Source organism: Elongatibacter sediminis, assembly GCF_037892215.1.
Classification (GTDB): Bacteria; Pseudomonadota; Gammaproteobacteria; order Xanthomonadales; family SZUA-36; genus Elongatibacter; species Elongatibacter sediminis.
On the sequence record NZ_JAZHOG010000002.1, the window covers coordinates 320,821 to 335,196 of the forward strand.

General features: G+C 62.4%; 14 protein-coding genes. 5 read left to right on the plus strand and 9 right to left on the minus strand.

The features are described 5' to 3' along the window. Positions 1-2 precede the first annotated feature (2 nt). The 5 genes from rpsA to V3330_RS04120 all read right to left on the minus strand — a co-directional run bounded on the left by rpsA (position 3) and on the right by V3330_RS04120 (position 6,291). On the minus strand, positions 3-1,679 hold the full coding sequence (gene rpsA, locus V3330_RS04100) for a 30S ribosomal protein S1 (protein ID WP_354694123.1): 1,677 nt from the start codon (positions 1,677-1,679) through the stop codon (positions 3-5). Positions 1,680-1,797: 118 nt separating this feature from the next. Next, positions 1,798-2,481 carry a (d)CMP kinase gene (gene cmk / locus V3330_RS04105; RefSeq protein WP_354694124.1) on the minus strand — a complete coding sequence of 228 codons (684 nt, stop codon included), beginning with the start codon at positions 2,479-2,481 and terminating at the stop codon, positions 1,798-1,800. Continuing rightward, complete coding sequence (aroA, locus tag V3330_RS04110) at positions 2,474-3,790, minus strand: 3-phosphoshikimate 1-carboxyvinyltransferase (protein ID WP_354694125.1); 1,317 nt, start codon at positions 3,788-3,790, stop codon at positions 2,474-2,476. The genes cmk and aroA overlap by 8 nt, the downstream gene beginning before the upstream one ends. After that, positions 3,787-4,926 carry a prephenate dehydratase gene (gene pheA, locus V3330_RS04115; RefSeq protein WP_354694126.1) on the minus strand — a complete coding sequence of 380 codons (1,140 nt, stop codon included), beginning with the start codon at positions 4,924-4,926 and terminating at the stop codon, positions 3,787-3,789. Before pheA ends, aroA begins: the two co-directional genes overlap by 4 nt. Positions 4,927-5,010: 84 nt before the next feature. Next, a complete protein-coding gene (locus V3330_RS04120) occupies positions 5,011-6,291 on the minus strand; it encodes an AsmA family protein (RefSeq protein ID WP_354694127.1) in 1,281 nt (426 codons plus the stop codon). Positions 6,292-6,397: 106 nt separating this feature from the next. Here V3330_RS04120 and V3330_RS04125 point away from each other — a divergent pair, with 106 nt between their 5' ends. Beyond that, complete coding sequence (locus V3330_RS04125) at positions 6,398-6,688, plus strand: polyhydroxyalkanoic acid system family protein (RefSeq protein WP_354694128.1); 291 nt, start codon at positions 6,398-6,400, stop codon at positions 6,686-6,688. On the opposite strand, the gene V3330_RS04130 is transcribed toward V3330_RS04125, so the two are convergent. Continuing rightward, positions 6,678-7,394, minus strand: a complete 717-nt coding sequence (locus V3330_RS04130) for a DUF8198 family protein (protein WP_354694129.1) — start codon at positions 7,392-7,394, stop codon at positions 6,678-6,680. The genes V3330_RS04125 and V3330_RS04130 overlap by 11 nt on opposite strands. Positions 7,395-7,400: 6 nt before the next feature. Beyond that, positions 7,401-7,853 (minus strand): peroxiredoxin, encoded by a 453-nt coding sequence (locus V3330_RS04135; protein ID WP_354694130.1) that lies wholly within the window; start codon positions 7,851-7,853, stop codon positions 7,401-7,403. A gap of 104 nt (positions 7,854-7,957) precedes the next feature. Here V3330_RS04135 and V3330_RS04140 point away from each other — a divergent pair, with 104 nt between their 5' ends. Then, positions 7,958-9,190, plus strand: a complete 1,233-nt coding sequence (locus V3330_RS04140; RefSeq protein ID WP_354694131.1) for a patatin-like phospholipase family protein — start codon at positions 7,958-7,960, stop codon at positions 9,188-9,190. Between the two features lie 43 nt (positions 9,191-9,233). On the opposite strand, the gene V3330_RS04145 is transcribed toward V3330_RS04140, so the two are convergent. Further along, positions 9,234-11,216: an SDR family oxidoreductase gene (locus tag V3330_RS04145; protein WP_354694132.1), complete on the minus strand. Its 1,983-nt coding sequence runs from the start codon at positions 11,214-11,216 to the stop codon at positions 9,234-9,236. Positions 11,217-11,379: 163 nt separating this feature from the next. Here V3330_RS04145 and V3330_RS04150 point away from each other — a divergent pair, with 163 nt between their 5' ends. Both V3330_RS04150 and V3330_RS04155 read left to right on the plus strand, forming a co-directional pair. Further along, positions 11,380-11,643 carry an acyl-CoA-binding protein gene (locus V3330_RS04150; protein ID WP_354694133.1) on the plus strand — a complete coding sequence of 88 codons (264 nt, stop codon included), beginning with the start codon at positions 11,380-11,382 and terminating at the stop codon, positions 11,641-11,643. A gap of 45 nt (positions 11,644-11,688) precedes the next feature. Then, positions 11,689-12,333, plus strand: coding sequence for a TetR/AcrR family transcriptional regulator (locus V3330_RS04155; protein ID WP_354694134.1), 645 nt, complete (start codon positions 11,689-11,691; stop codon positions 12,331-12,333). Between the two features lie 465 nt (positions 12,334-12,798). On the opposite strand, the gene V3330_RS04160 is transcribed toward V3330_RS04155, so the two are convergent. Further along, positions 12,799-13,413, minus strand: a complete 615-nt coding sequence (locus V3330_RS04160; protein ID WP_354694135.1) for a phasin family protein — start codon at positions 13,411-13,413, stop codon at positions 12,799-12,801. A gap of 124 nt (positions 13,414-13,537) precedes the next feature. Here V3330_RS04160 and V3330_RS04165 point away from each other — a divergent pair, with 124 nt between their 5' ends. Next, positions 13,538-14,311 carry a tetratricopeptide repeat protein gene (locus V3330_RS04165; RefSeq protein ID WP_354694136.1) on the plus strand — a complete coding sequence of 258 codons (774 nt, stop codon included), beginning with the start codon at positions 13,538-13,540 and terminating at the stop codon, positions 14,309-14,311. The last annotated feature ends 65 nt before the right edge of the window (positions 14,312-14,376 follow it).

Consider the following 14,376-nt stretch of genomic DNA (forward strand, 5'->3'; position numbering starts at 1 on the left):
GATCAGCTGTCTTGTTCGAGCTGCTCTTTGAGCAGGTCGCCGAGCGAGGTGGTGCCGCTCATGGCATTGCTCTGCTGGTATTCCTCCAGAGCCTCGGCCAGTTCGGCATCGTCCTTGGCCCGGACAGAAAGCTGCAGGGTCCGGTTCTTGCGATCGATGCTGATGAACTTCGCTTCGATCTCGTCACCGACGGAGAGTTCCTTGGTCGCATCCTCGACCCGTTCCTTGCGGATTTCGGAAGACCGCAGATAACCCTCGACTCCTTCGGCAAGCTCGATGACCGCACCACGCGGATCGACTTCCTTCACCGTGCCCTGGACCAAGCTGCCCCGCGGGTGCGAAGCCATGAAGGTCGCAAACGGATCCTGGTCGAGCTGCTTGATGCCCAGCGAGATGCGCTCCCGTTCCGGATCGACAGCCAGCACGACGGCATCGATTTCCTCACCCTTGCTGAAGTTGCGTACCGCGTCTTCGCCGGTGTCCTGCCAGGAAATGTCCGACAGGTGAACCAGGCCGTCGATACCGCCGTCCAGGCCGATGAAGATGCCGAAGTCCGTGATGGACTTGATGGCGCCCGATACACGGTCGCCCTTGTTGTGGGTGGCCGCGAACGACTCCCACGGGTTGGTCTGGCACTGCTTCATGCCCAGCGAAATGCGCCGACGCTCCTCGTCGATATCCAGGACCATCACCTCGACCTCGTCACCGGTGTGCACCACCTTGGCGGGATTGACGTTCTTGTTGGTCCAGTCCATCTCGGAAACGTGCACCAGGCCTTCCACGCCATCTTCGATTTCGACGAAACAGCCGTAGTCGGTGATGTTGGTGACGGTGCCGAACAGACGCGTTCCCACCGGATAGCGGCGGGACAGATCGGTCCACGGATCCTCGCCCAGTTGTTTCAGACCCAGGGAAACACGATTGCGTTCGCGGTCGAACCGCAGCACGCGAACTTCCAGTTCATCGCCCACTTCGACGACTTCGCTGGGATGACGCACCCGCTTCCAGGCCATGTCGGTGATGTGCAGCAGGCCGTCGATACCGCCGAGATCCAGGAACGCACCGTAATCGGTCAGGTTCTTGACCACGCCGTTGAGCACCAGGCCTTCCTCGAGACGGTTGAGCAGCGCTTCGCGTTCCGCGCTGAATTCTTTTTCGACCACCGCGCGGCGGGACACCACGATGTTATTGCGCTTGCGGTCCAGCTTGATGATCTTGAATTCCAGATCCTTGCCTTCCAGGTAAGCCGGATCGCGTACCGGGCGGACATCGACCAGGGAACCCGGCAGGAAGGCGCGGATATCCTCGATGTCGACGGTGAATCCACCCTTCACCTTGCCGCTGATCTTGCCTTCGACGGTCTCGTCGCCTTCGTAGGCCGTTTCCAGCTTGTCCCACACCATGGCCCGCTTGGCCTTGTCACGCGACAGGCGGGTTTCTCCGAACCCGTCCTCGACGGCCTCCAGAGCCACCTGTACTTCGTCGCCAACGGCTACTTCCAACTCGCCGTCGAGCGCGCGGAACTGGCTGATGGGAACGATGCCTTCGGACTTGAGGCCGGCGTTGACGACAACGGCGTCGTCACGAATTTCCATTACTGTGCCGGTAACGATGGCGCCCGGCTTCAAATCGTGCGCGGCCAGGCTCTGTTCGAATAGTTCTGCGAAACTTTCAGTCATGTTGATGATTACTCTCAGGCGAACTGCCGCGTTAGCAGCCACCCACCCAGGGTCAGTGGGTACTTGGGTACCCGGTTAACAAATCCACCATATCGGTGGGCCATTTAATACCCGAATTTCAAAGCTTAATCGGGCTTTTCTGAACCAAGTCCAGAACCTCTTCGAGCACCGACTCTATGCTCCGGTCCGTTGAATCGATGACGTGCGAATCCTCGGCGGGTCTCAACGGGGCAACAGCCCTCGTGCGATCACGTTCGTCGCGCTTTTCGATCTCCCGGAAAAGGCGCGAGAGATTAACACTTTCTCCTTTTTCTTTCAACTGCTTATAGCGTCTTTGAGCACGTTCCTCGGCGCTGGCGGTCAAAAAGATTTTGAGTTCGGCATCAGGAAATATCACCGTGCCCATGTCGCGCCCGTCAGCCACCAGCCCCGGCTCCTGGCGAAACGCACGCTGGCGGTCGACCAGGGCGTCACGCACCGCCGGCACCGCGGCGACCCGTGACGCGAACACACTGACCGGCTCGGAACGCAGCCGTCCGTGTATCCGGTTGCCGTCGAGCACGACGGTCAGCGTACTGCCGTGTACACCGAAGGAAACATCGAGTTCACGCGCCAGTGTTCCCAGGCCGGCTTCGTCATCCACGTCCATGTCCCGGTCCATCGCGGCCACGGCCACCAGACGGTAGAGCGCTCCGCTGTCCAGGTAATGCCAGCGCAATCGTTCAGCCAGCCGCATGGCGACCGTACCCTTGCCGGACCCGCCCGGGCCGTCGATGGTGACCACGGGAATGGATTCAGTCATGTCCGTCCGCTTCCGCGAGCAGCACTTCAACCGTCCCGCCCAGGGCCTGAACGTGCGCGACGAAATCCGGATAGGAAGTGTCGATGTGATGCGCGCCCGTTACGGTCACCGGGCCGGACGCCCGCTGCGCCAGCATGCAGAAACTCATGGCGCAGCGATGATCGCCGGCTCCGTCGACCGTGCCACCGGTTACCGGGCCACCGGTGATGTCAATGCCATCGTCGAACTCCTGCACCGTGACGCCGAGCGTCTCCAGGCCACGCGCCATGACGGCAATGCGGTCGCTTTCCTTTACGCGCAACTCCGCCGCGCCTCGAATACGGGTGGTTCCCTCGGCGACCGCCGCCAGGGCCATGATCGCCGGCAGTTCGTCGATCAGCGAAGGAATCCATTCTTCGGGCACATCGATGCCGCGCAGACCCGCGGCATGGGCAACCCGGAGATCCGCCACGGTCTCGGTTCCGTGACGACGCGTTTCGCGGTGTTCCACAGCGGCACCCATGCGCTCCAGCACGTGCAGAATGCCGTCCCGGGTCGGGGTCAGGCCGACCCCACGCAACAACACATCGGAGCCTTCCAGCATGGCGGCGCCGACCAGGAAAAATGTCGCCGAGGAGATGTCCGCGGGCACCACCACATCCGCGGCCCGCAGCCGCCCTCCTCCGGTCACGCAACAGGGTTCCTCGACCGGGGTGCCGAACAACGGCAGCATTCGCTCCGTATGGTCCCGGCTGAGCTGCGGTTCGATGACGCAGGTACGGCCGGAAGCGTACAAACCGGCGAGCAGTACGCAGGATTTGATCTGGGCGCTCGCCACGGCCGGCCGGTATTCGATGCCTTTGAGCTTCGGGTTGCCCGTGATGCGCAGCGGCGCGGTACCGCCTTCCGCGGTTTCGATGTGCGCGCCCATGCGGCTCAGAGGCTCGACGATACGACGCATCGGCCGCCGGCTCAGCGAGGCATCACCGATGAGCTCGGAGGCGAAGGGCTGAGCGGCCAGGACACCGGCGAGCAAACGCAGGGCGGTTCCCGAATTGCCCATGTCGAGCGGTGCGCTTGGCGGTTTCAGACCGGCGGTACCGGTACCTTCGACCCAAACCGAGTCATCCTCGGCTCGAACCGTCGCCCCCAGTTGCCGGCAGGCCTCGGCCGTCGCCCGTACATCGGCGGAATCGAGCAGGCCGGTAATGCGGGACCTGCCCCCGGCCAGGCTCGCCAGAATCAGGGCACGGTGCGAAATGGACTTGTCGCCGGGCGGCGTCAGACATCCGTGGAGCGGCGCCCCACGGCCATCGATGCGGAGTTTCATGAGCGCTCGTCTTCCGGTGCCTTGTCCTCGTCGGGCAGCACCGCCCGCGGATAGGATCCGAGTACCCGGAAAAGCTTGGCCGATTGCTCGAGCTCCCGCAGTGCGGGCGCCACGTCGGAATCCTCGGCATGTCCTTCGATATCGATGAAGAACACGTAGGCCCATTTGCCCAGGCTGGACGGCCGCGACTCGATACGGGTCATGTTGATGCCCTGCTTCTGCAACGGTGCCAGCAGGTGGTACAGCAATCCCGGACCTTCATGGCCGGCGAGCAGCAAGGTCGTTTTGTCGCGGCCGGAAGGCGCCAACAGATGCCGCCCAATGACCAGGAAACGGGTGGTATTGTCCTGCCGGTCCTCGATGTTGGAGAACAGGACCGGCAAGGCGTATATCTCCGCCGCGGATCGACCGGCGATCGCCGCCGATTCGGGCGCGTTGCGCACACGGCGTGCCGCTTCGGCGTTGCTGCTCACCGGAATGAGCTCCGCCTCGGGCAGGTGCGCCCGGATCCACGCGCGGCACTGCGACAGCGACTGCGCATGCGAGTAGACCCGCTCGATCTGACCCAGGCTGGTGGCATGGGTCAGCAGATTCTGATGCACCCGGAGTTCGATTTCCCCGCAGATCTTCAATTCCGAGGTCAGGAACATGTCCAGGGTATGGCTGACGATGCCCTGGGAGGAATTTTCGACCGGAACGACCCCGAAATCGGCCTCGGCCGCCTGCACCTGTTCGAACACATTGTCGATGCTGGGATGACTGAGCGCGCGAACGGAATGCCCGAAATGGCGATTGACGGCCTGCTGCGTGAATGTGCCTTCCGGGCCGAGATAGGCGATGTTCATGGGCTCCTGCTGCGCCAGGCAGGCGGACATGATTTCCCGGAACAGGCGGGTCATCTCGGCGTCGGTCAGGGGCCCCTGGTTGCGTTCGATCACCCGCCGCAGCACCTGGGCTTCCCGCTCCGGCCGATAATATTCGACGGCTTGGGTAAATTCGCCTTTGCTCTCGCGAACGCGAAAGGCCAGCCGGGCACGCTCGCTGATCAGCGACTGGATCCGATCATCCAGACGGTCGATTTCGGAGCGGACCGTTTCGAGGTCGGCGGATGTCTTGTCAGATTTGGTGGTTGTCATGCGGCGTCCCGGGTCGTGCGAATCGCAAAGCAAGCCCTGCATTGTATCCGCTAATACCGGACGGTCATACCCGCCGCACCCGTTTCATCCACCCCGAGCCGCCTGCGCAGCGTTGGCAGTGTCCTGGGGCGGGTTCATAGCCGGCGGGCACTGCGGTTCCCGGCCAATGACCAGCCGGATGCCTTCCGCCGTCGCACCGGACAGGTCCGCCTGTGCGATTTCAACGGCCACCGCCAGGTCCAGCGGCAAATCGCCACCGGCTTCGCCCTCGCCCTGCGGAATCCACGAGGCGAGACGGTCGAGGTCGAGACGGTCGGCCTGCAGCTGCAGCTCCACGGACAAGGCATCGGCTGTGTTCACGCAGCCTGAACCGGAAACGGTCTGGTCGGCTACTCCGAGCACAAAGGTGTCGAAGACGTAAACACTGGCGCCTCCGCGGAAAACCACCTCCAGCTCTGCCGTGCCGGACTGCTCCGGCCGCCGGTAGCGGGCCGTGGCAGCGCCGGTCATCGTTTCGCCCACGCGCACTTCGGCATCCAGGCTGACCGAGCCGACCGGCGAGGCATAGCGGAATTCGCCCCCCAGGGTGCCGCCAGCGGCGGAAGCGTCCGCTGCCCCTGCTCCCGCGCTCCATTCGAGCGTGCCGGTAATCAACTCCGGTTCCGCGCCGGGTCGGCGCACCGCCAACGGATCCAGAACGAGCTCGGCCCGGCCGGCATCCGGGGCAACCTGCAAGCGGCCGGTCAGCCGGGCCGTGGCGATTTCGGCATTACCCGTGAGCAGCGCCGCGCCGGCATGGATGTCAACCGGATGGCCCGGACGGAACTCCTCGATTTTCAACTCATCGATACGCAGCGCCGAGCCGTCATCCGCGAAGTTGAGCACGATGCTTCGAAGGCTGATCGAGCCGACGGCAGGCAGGCTGCCTTCCTTCGAAGCCGCCGCCGGTTCCTGCGCTCCCGATACGGTCCCCTGGCCCGCTCCTTCGGGAGCGACCAAATCCGCCAGAAACAACCGGCCGCCCTCGAATTCCACCGCGTCGATGCGCAACTGCTGCCGCAACAACGGCAGCAGACCGATCACCGCGCGAAATCGTTCGATCGTGATCGGGGGAGAGGCTTCAGGCACCGCGGCAGCCTGACCGATGGACAGGGACTCGCCCTCGATCGAAATCCGGGGCACGAGCCGGAAGCGATAATCACCGCCCAGTCGAACCGGCATTCCGATCGCACCCGACAGTTCGTTCTCCAGCAGCCGCCGACCGCCGTTCGACTCCAGCCAGGCATCGGCCAGCCAGCCACCGATAACCAGCAGTGCCAGCAGCGTGACGGCACCCAGCCCCAGCCACTTGATGAATCGTCTCATCCTACTCACCCGGCACCGGCACCCGGGACAGGGACGCCCGTTCCGCCCGGTATCGGTATGATGTTGCGGAATCCACCGCGATGGCACCGAAGCACGGAGCTCCGACATGTCTCGAATCGACATCCATGCCCGGCACGAACTCAGCCGCGAAGACGCCCAGAACGCGGCGGACGAACTGGCCCGGGACCTGGCCACGAAGTTCGACATCGACTACGGATGGGACGGCGATACGCTGGTCTTCGAACGTCCGGGGGTGGACGGTGAAATCACGGTCGATGACGAGTCCATCCACGTCCAGGCCCGCCTGGGACTGCTGCTGGCCCTGCTTAAAGGGCGCATCGAAGAAGAAATTCACGATTACCTCAGGTCCCACTTCAATTGCCGTTTCACACCGTAAGCAGATCCGCGTAGGGATCGTCATCGCCCGCGAACAGACGTTCCATGGCCCGCCACTCCCGGCGGTAGATGGTTTCCACGAACCGCTCCGTGTCGGCGAGACCGCGAAAAGCATGCAAGCCGTGCTCCAGGAACTCCTGCAAATCTCCAAACCCAGCCGCATGCGCCGGACCGCGCAGCAGGCCCACCAGCCGCAGCAGCATGGGCGCCCGCACCAAACGATCGAGGCGGTGGCCGAGTTCGCGTATCAGGCTGATCTGCGCTTCCCGCTGCGCGCGCCGGCCACAGCTTCGGTACCAGTTCGCGTAATCCGCCGTACTCATCGATCGGAAATCGGTGTCGGGACCGAGCTCGACCATCGCGATGTCGAGTTCCAGGCTGATGGCCTGCAGCCGAAAGGCGTCGGCCAGCGCATCGAGGGCCGACTCGGGCAGCAGTCGCGCCATGACCGGAGCCACCCGGCTGACTTCTTCGTCCCGTTTGCGGAAATCCAGACCGCCATAGAGTTCATCAAGAAAAAACCGGCAGGCCGGCCCGTCCGTGTCCGTCGACAGAAAATCGGCGTAGGTGCGACTGAAACGTTCGCGTTGCCAGCCCTGCAACGCCTCGAGCGCGCCGAGCGGAAACCCGGGACGATCGAGGTTTCGTCCGATTTCCCGGTTGCGCTCCAGCATCTCGCGAAACGTGTCTGCTGCGGCTTTGGTCATTGGACATCAAACGGGGTCAAGCCCGGCTATCGTTTCCAGCAGTTCGTCCCGCGTGCGGCGGAACAGCGCCAGGCTTTCCACGTGGAGGTAACGGATGACGCCCTCCTCATCGACCAGAAACACGGAGCGCTTCATGCCGAGTATCCCTTTGCTGTCATACCGCTCCGCCACCTCGAGGTCAGCATCGCTGAGCAGGGTGAACGGCAGATCATGGCGCGCCTTGAAGCTTCGGTGTGACGCGGCGTCGTCCTTGCTGATACCGACCACCCGGACGCCGAGGCCCGCGAACGCCTCGATACCATCCCGATAGTCGCACAGCTGCCGCGTGCACACCGGTGTGCCGTCACCGGGGTAGAACACCAGCAATATCCGCTCGCCCCGGCAGGCGGCCAGGTTAAAGGGTTCGCCCGTTTCGTCCGGAAGCGTGAAATCCGGGGCTGGATCGCCAGTTTTCAGCATTCTCAAGAATCCTCGTGTCGTGCGGCCGAAGCCGGGTCGCGCGGGCTGGCGGACACTCCCTGCCGCGGCTAGAATGCTTCGGCCACCGATAACCCGCAAAACTCATGCTCACGATACACCAGGCCCGCAAGCCAGACACGCCCCGCCACGGCCGCATCGGGCTGGCCATCGCCGGGGGCGGGCCGGTCGGCGCCATCTACGAACTCGGCGCTCTCAGGGCCCTGGAGGAATCGGTCGAAGGCCTGAGGCTGCACGATCTGGACGTCTATGTGGGCATCAGCGCGGGCGGTGTCATCGCGGCCAGCCTGGCCAACCGCATCCCCGCCGCCGAAATGTGCCGCATTTTCATGGGTCATCCCGGAGCCGAATTCGCGCTCGAGCCCGACAAGCTGTTGAAACCGGCCTACCGGGAATACCTGAATCGGGCCGCCCGCATTCCCGGCATATTGCTCGACGCCCTGACCTCCATGGCACGCCATCCGATGGACGCCAGCGTGTCCCGGCTCATGGGTGCGCTGGGACAGGCCTTGCCCACCGGAATATTCGAAAACGACGCATTGCACGACTTTCTGCGCAGTGCCTTCGAGAGTTCGGGGCGGACCAATGACTTTCGCGAGCTGCGCCGGCGACTGATCATCGTGGCGGTGGAATTGGACAACGGCGCCGCCGTGCGGTTCGGCGCGCCGGACCGGGACCACGTTCCGATCTCGCGCGCGGTGCAGGCCAGCGCGGCACTGCCCGGCCTGTATCCACCCGTGGAGATTGACGGACAGTACTACGTGGACGGCGCCTTGCGACGTACCCTGAACGCCTCGGCGGCCCTCGATCAGGGCGTGGATCTGCTGCTGGCGATCAATCCGCTGGTTCCGTTCGCCGCCGGGCAGGATCCGGCCGCACCCGCGGTTCCGGTGCGCCGCCTGATCCGTGGCGGACTGCCGCTGGTTCTGTCGCAGACATTCCGTGCGCTGATTCAGTCGCGCATGAACATTGGATTCCGGAATTACCGCGAGTCCCATCCGGGCACTGATTTCGTGCTGGTGGAGCCCGACCAGGGCGATGAGGAAATTTTCTTCACCAACATCTTCAGTTTCGCCAGCCGCACCGCCTTGTGCGATCACGCGTACCGGGTCACCAAGGACAATCTCAGGCGTCGGGCCGATGAAATCGAGTCCGTGCTTGCACGCCACGGAATGCATCTCGATCGCGATGTGCTGGAGCAGCGTGACAAATCGCTCGCCGACAGTCTCGGCGAGGCATTCCACGGCCATTCGCCGGTCTCCCGCCAGCTCGGCCAGGCGCTGGAAGATCTGGAGTGCGCATTGCGCAAACGGGCCTGAACGGTTCCGTCCGGCAGCCGACCGGCTGCCGGATCATCGGGTGCTACCAGTGAATACCCCGCATCAGACTGGCGAAGGCGAGCTGTTCCTGGGAGGCCTGGGTCTGACCCTCCTTGACCCCCTTGACTGCCGCCGAATCGGGGAACATGCGGAATGCGCTGTTCATGACGATCTCGGCAATTTTGGGCGCAACGGCATGCAATACCTGCGCGAACACGCCCAGGCGGGTCGCGATGCGCTGTGGCTTGAAGATGACCGCCTGCTTGACCATGTTGGCCGCCTCTTCGGGTGTGATGGTGGGCACATTATCGTACAGCTTGGTGGGGGCGATCATCGGCGTGCGCACCAGCGGCATGTTGATGGTCGTGAAACTGACGCCCACATCGTTGTACTCCGCCGCCGCGCAGCGCGAGAAGGAATCCAGCGCAGCCTTTGAAGCCACGTAGGCGGAAAAACGCGGGGCATTACTGAGAACACCGATCGACGACACATTGATAATCTGACCGTGGCCGCGTTCCTCCATTGCCGGAAGCACGTTCATGATCAGGCGCAGACTGCCGAAGTAGTTGAGCTGCATGCAGCGCTCGTAGTCGTGGAACCGGTCGTACGACGATGAGATCGACCGCCGGATGGAACGCCCGGCATTATTGACCAGGATATCGATTTCGCCCACCTCTGCTTTGATTTCCCCGATGACCCGGTCGCATTGGTCCATTTCGGCCAGATCGGCGGAAAAACACCACGCCTTCCCGCCTTCGGCCTCGATTTCGGCCACGGTGTCGGTAAGCCTGGCCCGGTCACGCGCCACGATGGCGACGCGCGCACCGGCGCGCCCCATCATGATGGCCGTGGCGTGACCGATCCCGGAAGAGCCGCCGGTGACGACCACGACCTTCCCGCTGACATGGCCGCGCAGACTGCGGTCGATGAACAGATCGGGATCGAGGTTGCGCTCCCAGTAGTCCCACAGGCGCCAGGCATAGTCTTCCAGGGGTGGTACCCGGATGCCGGAGCCTTTCAGCACCCGCTCGGTTTCCCGGTTGTCGAACTTGGTCGGATAATTGATGAACTTCAGAATCTCGGGCGGCATGCCCAGATCCTTGAATATCTGGTTGCGGATCCGCTTGGCAGGCGGCAACATCATCACACCCTGTTTGATGACTGCGGGAATGAAACTGAACATGCGCGCATCGATGCGCATGGTCATTTGCGGTGCATGCGCAGCCTCGGCAAACAGGTTGAGCACTTCACCAATGCGTTTCGGTTTCGGATCAGTGAGGTGAAAACATTTGCCGTCTTCCTTCGGCTTGTGCGCGATGTAGTCCAGTGCATCGACCACGTAGTCCACCGGCACGAGATTGATCCGCCCTCCTTCCAGCCCGATCGCCGGCATCCACGCCGGCATCGCACGGCGCATTTTCTGGATCAGCTTGAAAAAGTAGTAAGGGCCGTCAATCTTGTCGATTTCACCGGTTTCCGAGTCCCCGACGACGATGCCCGGCCGGTATACGCGCCAGGGAATCCCGCATTTGTTGCGGACGATCGCCTCCGACTCGTGCTTGGTGCGAAAATACGGGTTGTCGAGACCCGTCGCCTCTTCAAACATGTCTTCGCGGAACACGCCCGGGAACAGTCCGGCCGCGGCGATGGAACTGACGTGGTGAAAACGTTTGGCTTCGATCGATTCAGCGAACTGGACGGTATGGAGCGTACCGGTGATATTGGCGACTTCCTGCGCCGCCGCATCGGCCTTGAGATCGTAAATGGCCGCGAGGTGAAAGACGTGCGCGATCTTGCCCTGGAGTTCCTTGCGCCTGGCGGGCGAGATGCCGAGACGACGCTTGGTCAGATCACCGGTCACCGCGACCACGCGCTTGGCGTCCGCGCCCCATTGTTTGCGCATCTCGTTGAACTTTTTCTTCGATCCCTTGCGCACCAGCACATAGATGGTGCCCCGGCGCCGAAGGAGACGGGAAATGAGATTATGACCGAGAAAACCGGTACCGCCAGTGACGAAATAGTTCATGGACAGACTCCGCATCGCAGAATTCCAACGCCGCCGCGCAACGAGAACTTCGAAACCCCGACTCCCCGCCCTTCGCGTGATCGATACGCCGCCGAACGTGATACGATCTTACCAGATAGACCATTCACGTTAATTGATCCGCATACCCGCCAAGAGGATTTCGATGAACGATTCCGCAGATGCTTTCGAGCGCGCCGCTGCGGCGGCCAAATCCCTGCCCGATCGACCCGACAACGAGACCCTTCTCAAGCTCTACGCGCTGTACAAGCAGGGCTCCGAGGGTGACGTTTCAGGGGACAAGCCCGGCTTTTTCGATTTCGTCGGCGTGGCCAAGTACGAAGCCTGGGAAAAACAGCAGGGCACGCCCCGGGAAGAGGCGCGTACGTCTTACATCGAACTCGTACGCAAACTGGGCGGGGATTTCTGACCGCCCCCTTCCAGCCCGCACCCGTCCCGCACTGACATCGAACCGATGACGCGCAGAAACACACGGGAATTGATTCTTCAAACCAGCCTGAACCTGTTCAACACGCTGGGCGAACCGGCTGTCACGACCAACCACATCGCCGACGAGGCGGACATCAGCCCGGGCAATCTCTATTACCACTTCAACAGCAAGCAGGACATCATCGTCGAGCTGTTCAAGCGCTTTGTCGCCCAATTCGACCCGATCATTGACGTACCGGCCGACAGCGCACTGGAAGCGAACGACCTGTGGTTTCAGCTTCACCTGTCTTTTGAGATCAAGGGGCAATACCGCTTTCTGTACCGCAACCTGGCGGATATCACCGGCCGGGTCCCCGATCTGGAACGGGCTTTTCGCGCGCTGTTCCATCGGGAGCGGCAGGCTGCGGGAGAAATACTGGCCGGGCTGGAGCGCCGCGGCGCATTAAAGATCGAACCCACCGAGCGCGAATTGCTGCTCGGCAACCTGATGCTGGTGCTGACCTACTGGATTCCGTACGCGGACCAGTTCGTCACGCACGGGATGGACGACGGTTCCGTTCAGACCCGCGCCATCGCCGGCGTGCTTCAGCTCGTCATTCCCTATCTTCGCGACCCGGAAAGAGAGGAATTCAGCGCGCTGACCCGGGCCTATCTGGAACACGCGGACTGAACCGAGCCCGGCACCGGCTCACCCCACCTCCCGACCCCTGCGCGCCAGCGATGGCAGCAACCGCAGAAGTGATCGGGGTCAGAAGTGATCGGGGTCAGAGTAAAGTGCCAGAGTAAACGTCATCCCGGACTTGATCCGGGATCCATTTCTCAAGACCCGCTGGATCCCGGATCGAGTCCGGGATGACGGTGGCTTGAAGTGGTGGCCCGGACCCGCATGGAACACGCGAACTGAGACGAACCTGGTTGGGCAACCTCCCTGGAATTCAACGCCAGGAATTTCCGAGACGGCATTCCAAAAAAAAGGCCCCGCCATTGCCGCGGGGCCGACTTCGATCACCGGAATACCAATCGACTTCAATAACCGGAATCACGGTCGACTTTCATGACAGGAATCCCGGCTGACTTGGGTCGCCGGAACCCTGGTTGACCTGGCTATCCGTCCTGACGAATCAGCAAGCGGGGGTCAAGCGCTCTTGCTGGTCTTCTTGCTTGCGGTCTTTCTACGTGCGACCTTCTTGCCCGTGGACTTGCGTACAGCCTTCTTTTTAGCCGTCTTGCGTCGGGCAGCCTTCTTCGCAGCCGTAGCGGCGCGCGAGGCCTGGGCCTTGGTGGCACTGGCCTTGGCATCCAGTTCGGCCACCTGGCGAGACAACACCTGTACCTTTTCGGCCAGATTGTTGACGTCCTCGCGGGTGGGAATGCCCAGGCGGGCCAGAGAGCGGGCGACCCGGTCTTCGAAAATCTTTTCCAGGCGGTCCCAGTTGTCAGCAGCCTGTTTGCGCACGGCATCGGCCTGCTGGCGCACACCGCCCATTCGGTTTTCGACTTCACCGCGCAGATCGTCAACGGCACCTTCCACATCCTTGCGGGTGCGGGTTTCCATCTTGCTGCCTTCGGCAACCAGTTTGTCGAAAATCTTGCTGCCTTCCTCGATGATCTTCGCGCCTTCCTGCTGTGCGACGTTGAACGCACCCAGTCCGGCCAGCCAGATTTCGCGGGCGGAATCCATTACCGGCGCTGTTGCGGACTTGGCCGCGGTTTTGCGCTGGGTCTTCTTTTTCAGGGTTTTCTTGCTCATGACTATCTCCTGGATCGTGAGTGTCTTTGTGAATCGATGGCGCTATTCTAGAAAGGAGAATTAGAGTAATCACACTAACGGCCGGCGGTTCGCACGCGGCCAGACCCAACGGAGGTTCATGGGCATGGCGACCTGGAACGAGTTTCCACACGACAGTGCCGCTTTCGACCTGAAGGGAGCCGCGCTGAAGAAGAACTGGAAGCATCTGCATGCCGGCGATTGCGAACCGTGGCCGGAAGACGAGGCGCTGCAGGAGGCCTGGCGTTGCTTCCATCGCGGGGATTTTGCCGAAGCTGTCGCCCGCGGAGACGCCATCGGGATTGCCGGGCACGCGGTGGCAAACAAGGCCACCGGCATCTACGCCACGTATCTCGAGGACAAAGAAGGGCGCCAGATCGACTGTTTCAAGGCCGCCATAAGCCGCGCCGAGGCAGCGATCAAAGCCCTGCCGGACGATCCTAATGCCCACTATTTCCTGGCCTTCAACCTGGGCCGGTACAGCCAGAGCATTTCGGTGGTCAAGGCACTCAAGCAAGGCGTGGGTGGAAAAATCCACAACAGTCTGAGCCGAACCCTCGAACTGCAACCGCGTCATGCCGAGGCCCACACGGCCCTGGGCATGTACCACGCCGAAATCATCGACAAGGTCGGCAAACTGATCGGTTCGATGACCTACGGCGCCAGCGAATCGGAAGCCATCGAGCACTTCGAGACGGCTCTGGAACTGACACCGCATTCGCCCATCGCCCACATCGAATACGCCAACGGCCTGTACCTGCTCTATGGTGACAGCCGGCTGGATGAGGTCACCGACCTTTACGTGAAAGCGTCGGAGATGAAACCGGGCGATGCCATGGAGAAACTGGACGTGGAATCGGCCCTCGCCGAGCTTGAGTAGCTGGGCGCTTTCGGCAGCAGGCCGATCAGGGTACGATTATCCGGCATGGATGGGTGACAGGGCAG

Bases quoted from the DNA above. Each gene is read 5' to 3' on its own strand.
- V3330_RS04140 (WP_354694131.1), top strand. From the start codon at position 7,958: ATGCTCACGATACACCAGGCCCGCAAGCCAGACACGCCCCGCCACGGC.
- V3330_RS04155 (WP_354694134.1), top strand. From the start codon at position 11,689: ATGACGCGCAGAAACACACGGGAATTGATTCTTCAAACCAGCCTGAAC.
- V3330_RS04135 (WP_354694130.1), bottom strand. From the start codon at position 7,853: ATGCTGAAAACTGGCGATCCAGCCCCGGATTTCACGCTTCCGGACGAA.
- V3330_RS04120 (WP_354694127.1), bottom strand. From the start codon at position 6,291: ATGAGACGATTCATCAAGTGGCTGGGGCTGGGTGCCGTCACGCTGCTG.
- V3330_RS04130 (WP_354694129.1), bottom strand. From the start codon at position 7,394: ATGACCAAAGCCGCAGCAGACACGTTTCGCGAGATGCTGGAGCGCAAC.
- cmk (WP_354694124.1), bottom strand. From the start codon at position 2,481: ATGACTGAATCCATTCCCGTGGTCACCATCGACGGCCCGGGCGGGTCC.
- V3330_RS04160 (WP_354694135.1), bottom strand. From the start codon at position 13,413: ATGAGCAAGAAAACCCTGAAAAAGAAGACCCAGCGCAAAACCGCGGCC.
- V3330_RS04145 (WP_354694132.1), bottom strand. From the start codon at position 11,216: ATGAACTATTTCGTCACTGGCGGTACCGGTTTTCTCGGTCATAATCTC.
- pheA (WP_354694126.1), bottom strand. From the start codon at position 4,926: ATGACAACCACCAAATCTGACAAGACATCCGCCGACCTCGAAACGGTC.
- V3330_RS04125 (WP_354694128.1), top strand. From the start codon at position 6,398: ATGTCTCGAATCGACATCCATGCCCGGCACGAACTCAGCCGCGAAGAC.
- rpsA (WP_354694123.1), bottom strand. From the start codon at position 1,679: ATGACTGAAAGTTTCGCAGAACTATTCGAACAGAGCCTGGCCGCGCAC.
- V3330_RS04165 (WP_354694136.1), top strand. From the start codon at position 13,538: ATGGCGACCTGGAACGAGTTTCCACACGACAGTGCCGCTTTCGACCTG.
- V3330_RS04150 (WP_354694133.1), top strand. From the start codon at position 11,380: ATGAACGATTCCGCAGATGCTTTCGAGCGCGCCGCTGCGGCGGCCAAA.
- aroA (WP_354694125.1), bottom strand. From the start codon at position 3,790: ATGAAACTCCGCATCGATGGCCGTGGGGCGCCGCTCCACGGATGTCTG.